The sequence below is a fragment of the Flavobacterium sp. UBA4854 genome (assembly GCF_002399805.1).
Lineage (GTDB): Bacteria > Bacteroidota > Bacteroidia > Flavobacteriales > Flavobacteriaceae > Flavobacterium > Flavobacterium ginsengisoli.
On record NZ_DHEI01000035.1, the window covers coordinates 30,638 to 49,781 of the forward strand.

Sequence of the window (19,144 nt, forward strand, 5' to 3'; positions counted from 1 at the left end):
GTTTCTACAGTTTTATCGTCACTGCTGTAATTTGGTTTTGCCGCAATCATTTTGACAACTTTGTTACAAGGCACTTCGATTGCATATTTTCCGTCAAAATTTGTTTTGGTTTCACCTAAAATTTCGCTAAAAGAATTGTAAGCCATTATTGTAACATCTGTTAAAGGCTTTTTCGATTTGTGATCTATAGCCATTCCAGAAATACTTTGATTGCAAACAGGTTTTCCTTTTACAAAAGAATAAATGTCATCATCACCTTTTCCTCCTTCTCTATTTGAAGAAAAATAGCCGTAAGAATCTGTCTTATCAATTATAAAAGAAAAGTCGTCTTTATTGCTATTTATAGGTGCTCCAAGGTTTTTTGGTGTAGAAAAAGTTCCATCTGGCAGAAGTTTACTTTCGTAAACATCCAAATCTCCCCATCCGTAATGTCCATCAGAAGAAAAATATAAGACTCCGTTTTGGAAGAATGGAAAAACCTCATTACCAATGGTGTTAATATTTGCCCCTAGATTCTGAGGCGAACTCATTGTACCGTCTGCTGCAATTTTCACCATATAAAGATCGGTTTCGCCTTGTCCTCCTGGCATATCTGAAGCAAAGAAGAGAAATTGTCCATCTTCGCTTAATGCAGGATGTCCAACAGAGTAATCGTTGCTGTCAAAAAATACTTTCTGCGGATTTTCTAGTTTATTGTTAACAATTGATCCTTTGATAATTTGAAAATTATTGACTTTTGCTTCATCAACGACTAGTTTGTTTTTCTTAACAATATTGGTTGAATAATACATTGTTTTTCCTTCGCTATCAAAACTGGCTGTTGCCTCATGGTATTTAGTCATGACGTTTGGAATAAAAACTGTTTCGTTAAATAAGCTTCCATCTGCTGGATTTCTCTCAGCAACGTACAAATTAAGAAAAGGCTGATTGTTCCAAGTATACAATTTTTCGCTGAACTTTGTCGTGTCTCGCGCAGATGTAAATACTATATTGTCTTTAAAAAATGTGGCTCCAAAATCTGATTTGCTGGTATTAATATCAAGATTTTTAATCGTATAAAGAGGTTTTGCTTTTGCAACGCTGTCCATGTATTTTTTTTGGGCAACGTATCTATTAATCTCTGCTTTATCGCCTTTTTTATCTAAATATTCTTTTGTGATTTTATCGGCTTCGTCATAATCCATAACGGCTTTCATAGATTGAATATAGCGTAGGTAATAAATATCAGTCAGATTATTTCCTTGAACTTCATACAATTTTCTATACCATTTAAGGGCATTTCTAGAATCGGAAATAAAATAATAGGAATCTGCCGCATTCTTCAAAGTCTGTGCTGATGGATCTTTTATATTTTGCAAACATTCTTCGTAAGCTTTTGAGGCATCTAAGTACGAGAAGTTTCTAAACAAAGCATCAGCTTTCTTCAAATTAGTTTTTTGAGCGAAACTAAATGTAACGCTCAAAATTAAACATAGGATATATAGTTTTCTCATAAGTTTTGTTTTTAGAAGAATCGAGGAGATTTAATTTTGCTTTGGTTTTTCACAAATTGATAACGCAAGATGAATTCATGAGAACCATCATTGTATTTATTCAATTGGCTTACAGTATAATCAAAAGCATATCCAAGATAGAAACTTGGTGATATTTGAAAACCTGCCAATATGCTTATCGAATCATCTGTTCGATATGCTCCTCCTATAACAAACTTTTCCTGAATCATGAAATTTGCTGATATATCTGCGGTAAGTGGTGCTCCGCTGACTGCTTTAACTAAAAATGCTGGTTTAAATTTCAAATTTGGATTCAAATCAAAAACATAACCTCCCATTAAATAGTAGTGCAAACGATCATAATCTATAGATTCTTTTACATCGTCATAGTAATCATTCTGAATAAAACTTGGAATAGAGAATCCCACATACCATTTTTGTGTGTAATAGTAAACACCTGCCCCTACTGCTAATTTCATCTGATTGTTAATGTTCTGATTTAACAAAACATCGTCATCATCATAGTATCTTCCTTTGGACCAATCGATGTTTAACACTCTCGTACCGGCTTTTATACCAAAAGCCAATCTTTTTTCATACCCAAGAGGGATTGAATAAGAGAAATTTCCATCAAGATACAATTCGTTGGAAGGTCCAATTTTATCATTAACAACACTCAAACCCAATCCTAATTTTTCATTTCTAAGAGGAGAATGAATCGAGAAAGATTGTGTTTCTGGCGCACCTGGCATTCCTACCCATTGAGAACGATATAAAAGAGCAGCTTCTATGGTTCCGGTAGACCCAGCATAAGCTGGGTTTACCGCCATAGTATTATACATATACTGGGTATATTCGGGATCTTGTTGTGCCGAAGCACAAACCGTGATAAAAGAACATATTAAAATTAAATACGTTTCTAATGATTTTATATATAGTTTCATAACGATACTTATTTAGTTTAATTAATTAGATGATTAATAGAAGTGGATTATCTCATAATAGATAACCAGCCTTTTTTAACCGTTCCATCTCCAATGGTTATCACATAAAAATAAGTACCTGTTGGCAACATATCTCCTCTATTAACAACTCCGGATACATTTGCTGTACCATCCCAATCATTCTCATAGTGTGTTTTACTATACACTAACGCTCCATATCTATTAAACACTTTAAGTTCGTTGTTTGGATGAGACTCGATACAATCAATTCTGAACAAATCATTTTTACCATCATTATTCGGAGTAAACTCATTGTAAACTGTCAAACAAATTGGCACTAATGTTACTGAAGCTGAGTTGTTTGATGTATCAACATCTAAAGGAGTCGAAATTTCGATGGTTGCGACACTTGTGTAGTTTCCGCTTGGCAACACTTCTGCAACCACTGTCAGTACTACACTTTGTCCAGCATTTAATGATGGAATTGTCCAAACCTGTGTTGCTGGATCGTATGTTCCTGCTGTTGCAGATGAACTTACTAATTGCAGACCACTTGGAAGTAAATCACTAACGATCGTATTTATAAAATCGCCCTCGCCTACATTATTTACCGTTATTGTAAATGTTACCTGATCTCCAAAATTCGGAGTTGGATTATCTACAGTGTGAGTAATTGTTAAATCTGAACAACTAGCAACAGTAACATTTAAAGTCTTAATTGTTCTTTCGTCACAATTATTAACATAAGCTACCGTTACTGTTCCAGGACCAATATCTGACCAAGAAACTGTTACAGATCCGTCGTTTGTACCTCCACCTGAAATAATTGTACCACCGTTAATCGTCCATACGTAATTAGACTTACCATTTGCAATTGAATAAGTTACACCTTTGAAAACACATGGAGTATCATCTGTAGATGTGATCTGAACTGCAGCATCGTTTTCGAATGCAATTGTAACACCTAATCTCGGTCCGTTATCACAGCCATTAAACGTGTTAGCCAATGCTCCCGCATAATAAGTTGTCGCAGTAAGCGGAGTAGTATTTGCTAATGGTGTTCCTCCAGTCGCAGAGGCATACCAAACTACATTTGCTTCATTTACAAAAATATTCGCTAAAGTTGGTATAGCAGATAAACAGAATGTTTGCGTTGTTCTTGGTGTTGTTATTACACTTGGAGAATTCACATTTACAATTACTGCTAATCTTACAGGATTCTCACAACCATTAGCGCTTGAAACTGCACCATAGTAAGTGCCTGTTTCTAGAGCTGTTGCTGGTGGAATTGCTGTTCCGCCTGTCGCTGTACTATACCACACAACATTTGCTTCGTTAACTTGGATGTTTGCAACTGTTGGCGAATTTAATGTACAGAAGTTTTGAGTTGTATCATTTGTAGTTGGTGTTGAACTTGGATTGTTTACTGTAACCGTTACCTGTAAACGAGTTGAGCTTTCACAACCAGACGGATCAACAATATTTCCGTAATAAATTCCAGAAGCAAGTAATGTGCCTGCTGGTATTGCCGTTCCTCCTGTTGCAGCAGTAAACCATGTTACATTGCTTTCGTTAACTTGTATACTTTCAACAGTTGGCCCATTTACAGAACAGAAAGTTTGTGCTGTATTATTTGTTGTTGGATTTAATGTATTACCAACTGTTACAGCCACTTGCAATCTTACACTGCTTTCACATCCTGTTGTTGGATCTTTTATTGCTCCAAAATAAGTTCTTGTAGTTAATGCATCTGTTGAAGCAAAAGCCGTTCCTCCAGTTTGTGTAGCATACCAAACTACATTGCTTTCATTCACTTGAATATTGGCAACTGTTGGATTTGTTCCTGTACAGAAAGTCTGCGCTGCAGCATTTGTCGTTGGCGTTGCAGGATCTGTAACATTGACTGCAACTGAGAGTCTTGTTGCACTTTCGCAGCTTGTAGCCGCGTCTTTAATAGCCGCATAATATGTACCGCTTGTTAAAACTGTTGTCGGAGCTATTAGTGTTCCGCCTGTTAAAGCAGTGTACCAAACAATATTCGATTCATTAAACTGAACACTTGCAAATGTTGGCGCATTTACTGTACAGAAGTTTTGTGTTCCCGCAGTTACTAATGTTGGAGTTCCAGGATCGCTTACATTTACATTAACCGTTAATCTTACAGCGCTTTCGCAGCCTGTTGTCGGATCTGAAATCGCAGCAAAATACTGCCCTGTCGTTAGAACTGCTGTCGGAGCAATTGCTGTTCCGCCTGTTAGAGCTGTATACCAGACAATATTTGTTTGATTAGTCTGAATGCTTGCAAATGTTGGCTGGTCTTCCTTACAGAAGTTTTGTGTTCCCGCTGTAACTAAAGTAGGGATTCCCGGATCGTTTACAATTACTGTAACTGCCAATCTTACTGAACTTTCGCATCCTGTAACCGGATCTTTTACTGCTCCATAATAGATTCTGCTTACCAATGCATCTGTTGATGCAAAAAGGTTTCCTGCCGTAGCCGCATCGTACCAAACCACGTTGCTTTCATTCACTTGGATATTGGCAACTGCTGCAGCAGCAGACAGACAGAAATTCTGAGTAGCATCTGTAGTTGTTGGCGTTGCAGGATCTGTCACAATCACATTAACTGAGAGTCTTGTAGCGCTTTCGCAGTTTGTAGCCGCGTCTTTAATTGCCGCATAATATGTTCCGCTGGTTAAAGCTGTTGTCGGAGCTATTAGTGTTCCGCCTGTTGTAGCTGTATACCATACAATATTAGCTTCATTAAACTGAACGCTTGCAAATGTTTGCGCATTAACTGTACAGAAGTTTTGTGTTCCCGCAGTCACTAAGGTTGGAGTTCCAGGATCGCTTACATTTACATTAACCGCTAATCTTACAGCGCTTTCGCAGCCTGTTGTCGGATCTGAAATCGCAGCAAAATACTGGCCTGTAGTTAGAACTGCTGTCGGAGCAATTGCTGTTCCGCCTGTTAGAGCTGTATACCAGACAATGTTTGTTTGATTAGTCTGAATGCTTGCAAATGTTGGCTGGTCTTCCTTACAGAAGTTTTGAGTTCCCGCTGTAACTAAAGTAGGGGTTCCCGGATCGTTTACATTTACTGTAACTGCCAATCTTATTGAACTTTCGCATCCTGTAACCGGATCTTTTACTGCTCCATAGTAGATTCTGCTTACCAATGCATCTGTTGATGCAAAAAGGTTTCCTGCCGTAGCCGCATCGTACCAAACCACATTGCTTTCATTCACCTGGATATTGGCAACTGTTGCAGCAGCAGACAGACAGAAATTCTGAGTGCTTTGTGTAGTTGTTGGAGTTGCAGGATCTGTAACATTGACTGCAACTGGAAGTCTTGTAGCGCTTTCGCAGTTTGTTGTAAGATCTTTAATTGCTGCATAATATGTACCGCTAGTTAAAGCCGTTACAGATGGAATCAATGTTCCGCCTGTTAAAGCCGTGTACCAAACAATATTCGATTCATTAAACTGAACGCTAGCAAATGTTGGCGCATTAACTGTACAGAAATTTTGCGTTCCCGCTGTCACCAATGTTGGAGTTCCCGGATCGTTTACATTTACTGTAACTGCCAATCTTACTGAACTTTCGCAGTCTGTAACCGGATCTTTAATTGCTCCATAATAGATTCTGCCTGTTAATGCATCTGTTGAAGCAAATGCATTTCCTCCTGTAGCTGCATCATACCAAACTACATTGCTTTCATTCACTTGGATATTGGCAACTGTTGAAGCTGAAGATAGACAGAAATTCTGAGTACTCTGTGTAGTTGTTGGCGTTGCTGGATCTGTCACAATAACATCAACTGGAAGTCTTGTCGCACTTTCGCAGTTTGTTGTAAGATCTTTAATTGCCGCATAATATGTACCGCTGGTTAAAGCCGTAGCAGAAGAAATCAATGTTCCGCCTGTTAGAGCTGTATACCATACAATATTCGATTCATTAAACTGAACACTTGCAAAAGTAGGTCCATTAACCTTACAGAAGTTTTGTGTTCCAGTTGTAACTAAAGTAGGAGTTCCTGGATCGTTTAAGTTTACTGTCACTGCCAATCTCACTAAACTCTCACAGTCTGTAACCGGATCTTTAATTGCACCATAGTAGATTCTGCCTGTTAATAGGTCTGTTGAAGCAAATGCTGTTCCTCCTGTAGCCGCGTCATACCAAACCACATTGCTTTCATTTACTTGGATATTGGCAACTGTTGCTGCAGCAGACAGACAGAAATCCTGAGTAGTATCTGTCGTTGTTGGCGTTGCAGGATCTGTAACATTGACTGCAACTAGAAGTCTGGTAGCGCTTTCGCAGTTTGTTGTAAGATCATTAATTGCCGCATAATAAGTACCGCTGGTTAAAGCTGTTGTCGGAGCTATTAATGTTCCGCCTGTTGCAGCTGTATACCATACAATATTCGATTCATTAAACTGAATGCTTGCAAAAGTTGGCGCGTTAACTGTACAGAAGTTTTGTGTTCCTGCAGTCACTAATGTTGGAGTTCCAGGATCGTTTACAATTACTGTAACTTCTAATCTCACTGAACTCTCGCAGTCTGTAATTGGATCTTTAATTGCTCCATAGTAGATTCTGCTTACCAATGCATCCGTTGATGCAAAAAGGTTTCCTCCTGTATCCGCATCGTACCAAACCACATTGCTTTCATTCACTTGGATATTGGCAACTGTTGAAGCAGAAGACAGACAGAAATTCTGAGTGCTTTGTGTAGTTGTTGGAGTTGCCGGATCGGTAACATTGACTGCAACTGGAAGTCTTGTATTGCTTTCGCAGTTTGTGGTCGCGTCCTTAATAGCCGCATAATATGTACCGGTGGTTAAAGCCGTCGTAGAAGGAATCAATGTTCCGCCTGTTAAAGCCGTGTACCAAACAATATTCGATTCATTAAACTGAACGCTTGCAAATGTTGGCGCATTAACTGTACAGAAATTTTGCGTTCCCGCTGTCACTAATGTTGGAGTTCCTGGATCGTTTACATTTACTGTAACTGCCAATCTTACTGAACTTTCACAACTTGTTAGCACATCTGTTGCGGCTCCATAGTAGATTCTGCCTGTTAATAGATCTGTTGATGCAAATGCATTTCCTCCTGTAGCTGCATCATACCAAATTACATTACTTTCATTCACTTGGATATTAGCAACCGTCGATGCACTAGACAAACAGAAATTCTGAGTCATATTTGTCGTTGTTGGTGTATTTGGGTCACTAACTATAATTGCTGCATGTTGCAATGTTCCTGCTAAATTTTCGCAAGTATTAGTGCTTGACACAGCAACATAATATGTTATTGGACTTACTGCTTTTGTCAAACCTGCGGCAGTCAAAATACCTGCAGCATTTATTGTATAAGTAACTCCCGCTATAACAGCTCCATTTGTAATAGGCTGTGTTTTATTTGCATCTAAATACCAAGTAAATAAAGGGCTTGATAATGTAGGTGCTGTTGGAGTTAATGATGCTGATAAGCCTGGGCAAACCGTTACATCATCTACTAAAATATCGTTTACTGTTGATGGAGGTAAAATTGTAAATGTGATTTGTTTTCTATCTGCAGCTGCAGTTTCACACAATTCATCTGAACTCACTCCAACAAAATAAGTATAAGTTCCTGGAATTAATCCATTAACTATCAACTGAGCAGTTGTTTCACCTGTAACTAAGTCAGTTGTTGAACCATTTAATTTATACCAATGATAAACAGGATTCGTTAAAGCAGGTGTTCCTGTTAATCCTGTTGCTAAAGTTACAGATCCTGAAGCTGAACAAATTGAAGTTGCAGTTCCTCCATTTAATGTAATATTAGCCAAAGCATTTACTGGAGCAGTACCTTTTACTTCAACAGTAACTTCTCCTCTTGCATAACTTTCACAGCCATAACGTACTGGCTGCACATAATATCTGTAAATACCTGCAGTTAAATTATCCGGCACTGTGAAAGTTGGCCCGCTTGCAACTAAGTTTCCACCTGTCTGTGCATCGTACCATCGATAAGTAGAACAAGCCACTTCTGGTATCTGGAGCGTAATATCGGTTCCTGGACAGACCGTAATCTTATTTTGAGGATCTGCTCCAATGACGGTTGTATTGGCTGTTCTTTCTACAGTATGAACTCTTAAGAAATCTAGCACTCCTACGACACCACCTAAACGAATTCTAACTCTATCGTAAATTTCTGTTGGAGAAGATACCAATACCATTGCCAAAGAATTTCCTGGCAATAGTTTTATACTTAATAATTGACTCGTATTTTGGATTGGAGCACCAACCGCTACATTTCCTAAATAACGTTGAACTGAGAATCCTGTAAGTAGATTAACCGTTAAAAGAGCACCAGGTTTAGAAACTACAATTCTTAATGTATCACTAAGAACAGAAGGTGTTTTAAATTGCACCGTCAAATCTGCAGCTGCCGCAACCCCAACTCCACTATACATTGTAGCAAAAGTTGTTACGTCATTATCAGCAACATTCCAAGCATCACTTACTCCTATTAAAGCAGTTGCTGCGCCCACAGGAAGATTTATATCTGTTGCACCGTAAAAAATATCCTGAATATCTCCTGGAGTACAAGTTACAGAGGTAACTGGTTTATTATAATGAGCATCAAAGACTTTTGTACTTTGAGCAACACTTAAAACTGAAGAAGATACAATACGAATACCATCATAATCTTGTGGCCCAGATGCATCTGAAGGAACAAATGTAAACTCGTAAGTATTATCTCCTGAGATTAAGTTTAATAATGATCCTGATACTGGCTGCATTGCCCCAATAAGATTGCCATTTTTTGTCCCCACTACTGATAAATTCTGACCAACAGCCAATAAACTATATTCAGAACCTAATTTAACTGTAACTGGAGTACCTTTAGCTATAGTAGAAGACCAAGTTAGATTTTGCCATGTTGTCCCAACACCTAAAAGCCCTAAACCTGTCGTAATTGTTGAAAATGTTTGAGGGTTTCCATCGACTGCATTTGTTCCATTTGTAACATCCCCTGTAATTATAGAACCTTTAGTTTGTGTTGTAGCATAAACTCGTTCTGTTAAGTTTTGACAGCTTGTAAGATCTATCACATTGATTATCTTAGTTGCAGTAGTAGTACAAGTACCAATAGTTGCAACAGCCGTATAAGTATAAACTCCTGGAACGTTCAACGGACCAGTTGTAAACGGAGGACCTGTAAGGGCAACTCCTTGTGGATTAAACCATGTAATGGTTCCTGTAGAAGTAGCATTTAAGGCAACATCAGTTCCAACATTTACAGATTCTTGCGGATTGGTCACCACTAAAGTTGGCACTTGATTAATTGTTACCGTAACAGACTGTTTCGCTGACGGACAAGTGCTTGTAGTACTCTGTGCTTGTATAGAATAAGTACCACTCACTGTTACATTTGCAGCAGCATCGGCTGTCATTACATTATTTGAAGGATCATAAAAAGTATAAGTAACAGTTGAATCAAAATTAGTAATTGCATTAGCTAAATTAGCACTACCACAAGCTTGCAGTGGCGTAGGAATAACAGTCAAAGGTGTGACTGAAGGCAAGTTAACAGTCACTAGCTTCAAATCTCCAGCACCATTTTCACACGTACCGCCATTTACTGCAGAGATATAATAATTGTGCGTAGTACCAGTTAAACCTGAAATCGTAAGTACTCCATTAGCATCTTTAGCAAAAGTTGCAGTTCCAATTGTAGTTCCATTTACAATTTCTTGAGCTTTAGTCTGATCTGTATAATATTTAAATGTAGCTCCAGCAATTGTTGTTGTAGGAGCTATTACTGCCACTCCTGCACAAGTTGCTTCAATAGGAGTAGCAATATTAATGTTTGCACCTGTTGGAATTGGCAATACATTAACAGTAACTGCTTGACGTAAACTGTTTACACAAGTTCCTCCACGTGTAGCTTCTAAATAGTATGTCGTTGTTGTTGTTAATGGAGCTGTTGGAGCTACACTTACAATATTGCCTCCTGTAGAAGCGTCATACCAAACAAAAGTTTCTCCCCCTGTTGACGAAGCTGACAACGAAGCTGTCTGTCCTTCACAGATCGGCGTTGCTGCTCCTGTAATGGTAGCATTTGCAAATCTGTAAGAAGCATCATATATATCTAAAGAAGAAAGTGCAGTTAATAGTCCTGTTAAGCGAATCTGAACACTTGTAAATGCTCCAGCCGCAACAAGACTTGCTCTAAAACGATTACCTCCTAAAAGCTGTACATTTAATAATGAGCTAATATTAGTCTGATCACCATTTGGATTCCCTCCATTAAAACTTTCTAAGCTAATATTAGAAAGTGCGCTAATATCAAGTAATCCTGTAGGAATACCTAATTCCACATCAATAATATCACCTGCTTGTCCTGAAGAAGTAAAAGTCAATGTCTGTTGAATATAATCAACTACGCCTAAAGGCACTGAAAGTGTAGCTGCTGTAGTGTTGTCACTATCAATAGAATTTCCGTCATTCACCGAACCACATGATAAACAGCCCGTTAAACCGCCTTTTGTTACCACTTGAGAATTGGCTCTAAGACAGTTGCTTATTGCATTGATTACAGTAACATTTATAATTCCTCTAACTGGGTTTGCGCAATCTGTTAACACATTCGAAGCTTCAACATAATAAGTTTTGTTAGCAATTAAAGCTGGACTCGGAGTAAAGCTAGTTGTATTAAAAGCTACAGAAGCACCTCCTGTTGCTGCATCATACCAATTGTATCGAACACCTCCAACTGGATTTTGAACCTGCAAGGTAACTGTTTGCCCTGACTGAATAAGAACATCTGAAGATGCAAAAGTAGGTGTTGCTGGCAAAGGATTAACTGTCAGTGGCACAGCAGTACGCGTTGTAATCGAACAACTGCCAATAACTGCTTCAACATGGTATGTAACATCTGCAGTTAAAGCTGGTGTTGTAAACGTAGTTCCTGTAAATACTAAATTGCCGCCTGTTGGAGCATCATACCAATTATAATCAGTACCTGCAACTGGAGCATCTACGGATAATGTTGTGGATTGCCCACTGCAAATAGTTGAAGGCGATGCTGTAATAGTAGGTAAAACAGGGTTATCAATTAATACTTGAACCGAAGATCTTACGCTATTTACACAACCGTTTCTAGTAACTTCAAGATAATAAGTCGTTGGTGTAGTTAAAGCTGGTGTTGTAAATGCAGCTGTAGAGGCTAAAGAAGTACCACCCGTAGCAACATTATACCACTTAACTGTTTCACCCACTGCAAGTGCTGCAGTTAATGTTGTTGTTGTTCCGCTACAAATAGCCGTATTTCCTGTAACAACTGGTGCTTTGTAACGATATGTTGCCTGATAAATATTTAATGTAGACAAAACTGTTGCCACAGCTCCCAATCGAATCTCTACGCGATCAAAATTAGCTCCTGCAGTTACACTTGCTCTAAAGCGATTTCCAGACAATAATTGTAAATTAATTAAAGGATTTGTTATAGCTACTCTATCATTATTATATATTGTACCATTATAAGTTGCCAAGCTCACAGCTCCTAATAAAGAGAGATCAGCGAGACCTCCAGGTAATTCCAAATCGACATCAACAATATCACCCGCTTTCCCTGGATTAGTAAATTGTAATGTTTGCTGAATTGATGCAGCAACTCCAACTGGAACACTTAAACTTGCTGCAGTTCCAGGATTACCATCTACAGAATTACTCAAATTAGTTGCACTACACAATAAACATATCCCAACTTGACTAGTTACTTGACTGCTAGCTTCAAGACATCCTCCTAATGCTGCAGGCTGAACCGTAACCGTAACCGGAACTCTCGTTGCGCTAACACAATTTCCGTTAGCACTTTGCGCTTCAACATAGTAGGTTTTGGTAGCCGTTAAAATTGGTGTAGTAAAAGTTGATGTATTCGTTGCAACAGCTGTTCCGCCAGTTGCAGTTTCGTACCAATTTAATTGTGTCCCCACATCTCCTGTGGCGCTTAAAGTTGCATTTTGGCCAGATTGTATGGTTACACTTTGTGTAAGAATTGTAGGTGTAGCAGGTATCGCTGTAGAAGTGACACTAACCGAAGTACGCGAACTAACACAACTGCCAATAGCAGCCTCCACAAAAAATTGAGTTGTCCCTAAAGGTACTGTTGGAGAATAAGTAGTTCCGCTAGATAAAATAGGACCACCAGTTGACGAAGAGTACCAGTTGTAAGTTGTTCCAGGGGCAGCATTTACAACCGATAAAGTCGTTTGCTGAGTTGCACCTGTCGAACAAACCGTTGTTCCAACATTACTAACTGCTGGAATGATTGGATTGGAAACATTCAAAACCACAGGCACACGAACATTTCCTTCGCAACCTGCAGCTCTAGTTATTCCTATATAATATGTCGTATTTGCTGTTAAGGCAGGAGTTGTATAAGTATTTCCTACTGCCAAAGCAGTTGTTGAAAATTCAGAACTATACCAAGCTAGCGTAGTACCCGCAGCTGGTGTTGCTGTAAGAGTTGTTGGAACTCCCGCACAAATAGTCTGTGATAAACCACCAGATACAGTTGGTTGCGCAAATTCAAGCCTAACATCGTAAACTCTCAAGGTTGCTAAAAGAGCTACCAAACCACCTCCAACTTGAATTTGAATCTGGTTGGTATCACCTGTAATAGGAAATTTGGCAACCGCAACAGTATTACCGCTTAATAAGTTTAAATTTAAAAGCGGACTGTTTAAAGCTACACTTGAACCTACATTAGCTCCAGAATTTTTAGCTTGAACCGTTGCATTTGATAACAAAGTTAAATCAAGCAATCCGTTGCCGGTACCAAAGTATATTGCAACTTGATCACCGGCTCGGGCCGTTTGGCTTAAAGTCATTGTTTCTTCTGCAAAACACCCAGCCACTGCAACACCATTTGATAAGGTTGCATAAGTGGATAAGCCAGCGCTATCAAAAGCATTGGCGGGACTATTAACATCTACTCCTATACACAAAAGTCCTCCTCCCGTACTATTTGTTTGAGACACTGGTCTACAAATAGTCTGAGAGAATGCATTAGTGCATACTAAGAATAAAGTTAAAAGTCCTAATAATCTCATTTGAGGATTGAGACTACAAAAAGTAAATTTTTTTTTCATAATTTGGAAGATTAGAAAATGGACAATAAAACACCTCTCGCAGTAAGTGCAAGCACCTACGCAATTAAACAATCAATTAAAAATGAAACAGTTAAAACAAAAAATAGTCAGCCCTATAATGAGCTCAAAAACTTTGTTTTATTAAAAAAAAATTATGTTGAATTTGGTATACCAGAATATACCAGAGAACAAATTCTATCTCCGAGAGACAAAATAAGTTCTGCTTTTTTCGGGAAAAAATGATTGTAATCAATTTTCCCTGAGGAGTGATTTGTTGCAGGTCTAATTTTCATAATGAAAATTTTTAGTTGAAGTAGAACTGGGGATTCTCTCTATATATAGTCAATTCATTTTTTTAAGAAAGTTGATTAGTCCTTTCTTAAAATTATCGTACTAAAAAAGTCGATTTTGAATCTAGTTATATTCAATAAAATTTTTGCTCCTTATAAACAACCCTTCGAATAGGAAAATAATAAGACAGCAAACTAAAATGTAAACCTTTAAAAAAGAAATTAAATATTGAGTAACGATTAAATTTATCGTTGAAATGTAGTAAGCTTAATAAAATAAAAAATAAAGCTAGAATAAAGTAAACAACTAAGGTAAATTTGATAAAGAAAGTAATTGTCAATTCCATACGCAGATTTATTAGGTTATTTTATAATTTTTCAATTTTCAATCTTAACAACATGGTAAATAAATTTATACCAATATGTCTTGAAAACCAGAAGAAAAACTTTGTTTAACTTTTGTTACCTAAAATTAGGAAAAACAAAAACATAAAACAACTATAAAATTCTTATAATTTATTCTTAAAACGTACATTTTAAAATTAGACAGCTACCAAAACATCAGAAAATACGCTACTTTTAACATAAATATCTTGTAGTTTTCTAGTTAAACAAAACATTAAACAAAATATGTTAAATTGACAAATAATAAGTTTAATCCTACAATTAAAATAAATAAATCGACGAAATTATCCGTAATCAAGACCAAATACAACAAAATTGTTTCACAAAATATAAAATTTAGAAAATTTTAGAAAATTCTAAAAAAACAAGTAGAAGTACGGGGTTGAAATTCTTAAAAAAATTAAACAAAAGTTAAAAAAACGCATAAAGCGGGCAATTAATTCATAATTGCCCGCTTTATTACAAACTTAAAAACTTACTTTAAGATTCTATAATTGTATTAATTTGATTAAATAACTGTCCATCGCTTAAAAAAGCACCTTGTTTAATCAATTCAAAAATCGAAGAATTTCGTTCATCTGTAAATACTTTTTTCCCTACTTTCATTTCGATATTTTCTGTAAACATATTATCGCTTAACCATTGAAGCCCATCTTTAGTCAAAAAATCAACCTCTGGAGAAAATGTTTTCAAAACAATTGACTTAATGTAAGTATCGAAACAATGAAATAGAAAAATATGGTTCTTAGAAAAATGTTCTAAATATTCGGCTCTCGACAAAACACCTTCCCAAATCAGATCTGAAAAAACATCAAGTTCCTGTTCTGCAACTTCTGGTTTATTGATCTTAAGCTCTTCCCACTCTTTTCTATCTATTGCTTGTGTTGCCAAAAAACTTGCAAATTCTGCATGTAATTCGTCAAACTGCTCTTTTGTTAATCTTGCGTACTTCATTTTTAATTGCTGCTTTATACATTACTATTATGAGCTTTAAACAAACTTTTGAGCTCAATAATATTGCTTCTATATTTATTAAACAAAAAAATCCCGATTTTCATCGGGATTTTTGTATAGATTTAAAAACTATTACTTTTCAGCAACAATTTCGTAAGCTAATTCAACGATTACATCTCTGTGTAAACGAACTGTAGCATTGTATTTACCTAAACGTTTTACAACACCGCTAGTGATGAATTTTCTATCGATAGCGTTACCAGATTTCTCTAAAGCTTCAGCGATATCGATGTTAGTGATAGAACCAAAAAGTTTCTCTCCACCAGCTTTTGCAGATAATTTAATTTCAAGAGCTTTTAATGTTTCAGCTAATGCTTTAGCATCAGCAACAATTTTAGCTTCTTTGTGTGCTCTTTGTTTTAGGTTTTCAGCTAAAACTTTTTTAGCAGAAGGAGTAGCTAAAGTAGCGAATCCTTGAGGAATTAAAAAGTTACGTCCGTAACCAGGTTTTACAGATACTACATCATCTTTAAATCCTAAGTTCTGTACGTCTTGTTTTAAAATAATTTCCATGTTGTTGTCCTTAAATTTTAGAAGTTAGGTTCTGCATAACAGAAACCAGCGACTAGAGTTTTTATACTATTTTAATAAATCGGCCACGTATGGCATTAAAGCTAAGTGACGAGCTCTTTTTACAGCTACAGAAACTTTTCTTTGGTATTTTAATGAAGTTCCAGTTAAACGACGAGGAAGAATTTTTCCTTGCTCATTAACGAATTTCAATAAGAAATCAGCATCTTTATAATCGATATATTTGATTCCTGATTTTTTGAAACGGCAATACTTTTTAGTTTTGTTAGTTTCAATGTTTAAAGGCGTTAAATATCTGATATCTCCGTCTTTTTTTCCTTTTGCAGATTGTTCGATTGTAGACATAATAATTACGCTTTAGTAGATTTTAATTTTGCTCTTCTTCTCTCAGCCCATGAAATAGCATGTTTATCTAAACTTACAGTTAAGAAACGCATAACTCTTTCATCACGTCTGAATTCAGTTTCAAAAGCTAAAAGAACTTCTCCAGCTACTTTGAATTCGAATAAATGGTAAAAACCACTTTTTTTGTTTTGGATTTCGTAAGCCATTTTTTTAAGACCCCAATCCTCTTTCGATACCATTTCAGCTCCTCTACTAGTAAGAAATTCTTCAAATTTCGTTACTGTTTCCTTCACCTGAACCTCAGATAAAACGGGATTTAAAATGAAAACAGTTTCATAATGATTCATAAATAAAAAATTTATTTGTTAAAATTGGGTGCAAAAGTAAGCATTAAATTCATATATCCAACATTTTTTTTCTTTTATTCGTCATAATGCAAAAAAGATGCCTCAACCTTAGTTTTTTTTACAAAAAAATAATACATTTACTACTGCTATCCTGAATTTATTCTAAATTTAAATGTTATGAAACTAAACTGTGTTGTTGTAGATGATAGTTCTATACAAAGGACAATTATTGCCAAATTGGTAAATAATCACCCAGGCTTGCATTTAATCGGGGATTTTTCTAATGCAATTGAAGCAAAAAGTTGTATCTCATTAAATAATATCGACTTAATTTTTCTTGATATAGAAATGCCAGTTATTAACGGATTTGATTTTCTTGACGGATTAAAATCAAAACCGCAAATTATATTTATTACTTCTAAAGCCGAATATGCCCTTAAAGCTTTTGACTACGACGCTACCGACTATCTTCAAAAACCAATTGCAGTTGACCGTTTTAACGCCTCTGTAAAAAGGGCAATCGATATGCATTTGCTAAAAAAGGATATCAAAGAAGAAGAAGGCGAACATATTTTCATCAAAAGTAATCTAAAAAAACTAAAAATCTTCACTTCAAAAATAAAATGGATCGAAGCTTTTGGAGATTACGTAAGAGTAGTAACCGAAGACGACAGTAATCTGGTTCTATCTACTATGAAATCTTTCGAAAATGATTTATCGAAAGACAAATTTATCCGTGTTCATAAATCGTACATCATCAATATAGATAAGGTAGAACGCTTTAACAGCAAATTTGCCGAAATTGGGATCACAAAAATACCTTTAAGCCGTAATAAAAAAGAAGATCTTGTAAAAGCACTTTCAACCTCTTCTTAAATTACTGTTTTAATAAAAATCTACATTAATCACAACTTTTATAGCTCTGTATTGAGCCACAGCTTCAAAACTATTCAGCATTTTCTGAATAGTTTTTTTTGTGTTTCCTAAATGATGTTCCTGCGGAATTTTAACTAAAATAGTTCTAATGTATTCGTTTCGAATTCTACTTATTGCAGGCTCTTCTGGACCTAAAACAGGCATCCCTAAGTTTTGACTTAAAACCTGATACAGCCACATAGCTCCTTCTTTCAATTTATCAAAATCTTTGTGCTTTAGCGTAAGCTTAATAATCCTAAAATAAGGCGGATATCTATAAATTTGTCTATCATACAATTGTTCTTTATACATACCCATATAATTATGATTTGTAACTTGTTGAATTGTATTATGATTTGGATTATACGTTTGAATTACAACCTTTCCTTGTTTTTCCGATCTTCCTGCTCTTCCCGCAACTTGTGTCATCATTTGAAAACTGCGCTCAAAAGCTCTAAAATCTGGATGGTGAAGCATGTTATCGGCATTCATAATTCCCACCAAACCTACATTATCAAAATCAAGTCCTTTGGCTAACATTTGTGTGCCTACCAAAATATCGATTTCCCGATTTTTAAACGTATCAATTATTTTTTCAAAACCAAATTTACCTCTAGTAGTATCTTGATCCATTCTAGAAGTTTTTGCTTTTGGAAAAAGAGAAGCCAACTCCTGCTCTATTTGCTCGGTTCCAAATCCTTTTGTCGTTAAATCTATACTAGAGCAACTATGACAATTTGTAGGCTTTGCAATTGAGTAGCCGCAATAATGACATCGCAACTGATTTTTATGCTTATGATAAGTCAAACTTACATCGCACTGCTGGCAATGCGGAACATGACCACAAGTCATACACTCTATTATTGGCGAATATCCTCTTCTATTTTGAAATAAAATAACCTGTTCACCCAATGACAAAGATTCTGCAATTTCTTCAATTAAAAGATCGCTAAAATGCCCTGTCATTTTTTTTCTGAAATGCTTGTCTTTTAAATCGACTAAAAGCACTTCAGGCAAACGCACATTTTTATAACGTTCAGAAAGCGTTACCAATCCGTATTTATCGTTTTGTGTATTAAAATAGGTTTCGATGCTTGGAGTCGCAGAACCTAACAACACTTTAGCTTTATGGAAATTAGCTAAAACAATTGCAGCGTCTCTAGCATGGTATCTTGGCGCAGGATCAGTTTGTTTAAAAGTCTGCTCGTGCTCTTCGTCAACAATCAGTAATCCTAATTCATTAAAAGGTAAAAACAAAGCAGATCTTGCACCTATCACAATTTGCGCTTTTGGCGAATTCTCGAGCGTTTGCCTCCAAACCTCTACTCTTTCATTATTGCTGTATTTAGAATGAAAAACAGCTACTTTATCTCCAAAATGAAGACGCAATCTAGAAACTAACTGAGTAGTAAGGGCAATTTCTGGAAGTAGATATAAAACCTGTTTATCAGTATGCAAATACTCTTCTATCAGCTTAATATAAATCTCTGTTTTTCCACTTGAGGTCACACCATGAAGCAAACAGACTTCTTTCTCTAAAAAACTATCTTTTATAGCCAAAAAAGCATTCTCTTGAGCTTTGCTCAACTGCAATTCTTTATCCGATATTTCTCCACTAAATGTAACACGATCATGCTGTAAATAATATTCTTCGAATATTTCTTTTTCAATTAAAGCCTTTACAACTGCAGCTGTTACATTTGAAACTTC

At 36.3% G+C, this 19,144-nt stretch carries 9 protein-coding genes; 1 reads left to right on the forward strand and 8 read right to left on the reverse strand.

Translation table 11 applies throughout. The features are described 5' to 3' along the window. The 7 genes from B3J44_RS04610 to rpsF form a co-directional block, all read right to left on the reverse strand. A partial coding sequence (locus B3J44_RS04610; protein WP_286966096.1) for a tetratricopeptide repeat protein occupies positions 1 to 1,493 on the reverse strand: 1,493 nt, incomplete at its 3' end. 11 nt (positions 1,494 to 1,504) lie between these two features. Beyond that, positions 1,505 to 2,437: a PorP/SprF family type IX secretion system membrane protein gene (locus B3J44_RS04615; RefSeq protein ID WP_198856107.1), complete on the reverse strand. Its 933-nt coding sequence runs from the start codon at positions 2,435 to 2,437 to the stop codon at positions 1,505 to 1,507. Positions 2,438 to 2,484: 47 nt separating this feature from the next. Beyond that, positions 2,485 to 13,587, reverse strand: a complete 11,103-nt coding sequence (locus tag B3J44_RS04620) for a gliding motility-associated C-terminal domain-containing protein (protein WP_286966097.1) — start codon at positions 13,585 to 13,587, stop codon at positions 2,485 to 2,487. Between the two features lie 1,175 nt (positions 13,588 to 14,762). Beyond that, positions 14,763 to 15,236, reverse strand: a complete 474-nt coding sequence (locus B3J44_RS04625) for a DUF6495 family protein (RefSeq protein ID WP_198856109.1) — start codon at positions 15,234 to 15,236, stop codon at positions 14,763 to 14,765. 132 nt (positions 15,237 to 15,368) lie between these two features. Next, entirely contained in the window at positions 15,369 to 15,809 is a 441-nt protein-coding gene (gene rplI / locus B3J44_RS04630) for a 50S ribosomal protein L9 (protein WP_198856110.1), read from the reverse strand. A gap of 66 nt (positions 15,810 to 15,875) precedes the next feature. Then, on the reverse strand, positions 15,876 to 16,172 hold the full coding sequence (gene rpsR, locus B3J44_RS04635) for a 30S ribosomal protein S18 (RefSeq protein ID WP_002987043.1): 297 nt from the start codon (positions 16,170 to 16,172) through the stop codon (positions 15,876 to 15,878). Between the two features lie 5 nt (positions 16,173 to 16,177). Further along, on the reverse strand, positions 16,178 to 16,519 hold the full coding sequence (rpsF, locus tag B3J44_RS04640) for a 30S ribosomal protein S6 (RefSeq protein WP_068842999.1): 342 nt from the start codon (positions 16,517 to 16,519) through the stop codon (positions 16,178 to 16,180). A gap of 177 nt (positions 16,520 to 16,696) precedes the next feature. Here rpsF and B3J44_RS04645 point away from each other — a divergent pair, with 177 nt between their 5' ends. Then, positions 16,697 to 17,395, forward strand: coding sequence for a LytR/AlgR family response regulator transcription factor (locus tag B3J44_RS04645; protein ID WP_008463025.1), 699 nt, complete (start codon positions 16,697 to 16,699; stop codon positions 17,393 to 17,395). 9 nt (positions 17,396 to 17,404) lie between these two features. Here B3J44_RS04645 and priA read toward each other — a convergent pair. Then, positions 17,405 to 19,144, reverse strand: a 1,740-nt coding sequence (gene priA / locus B3J44_RS04650; protein WP_286966098.1) for a replication restart helicase PriA, incomplete at its 5' end; no start/stop codon positions are given.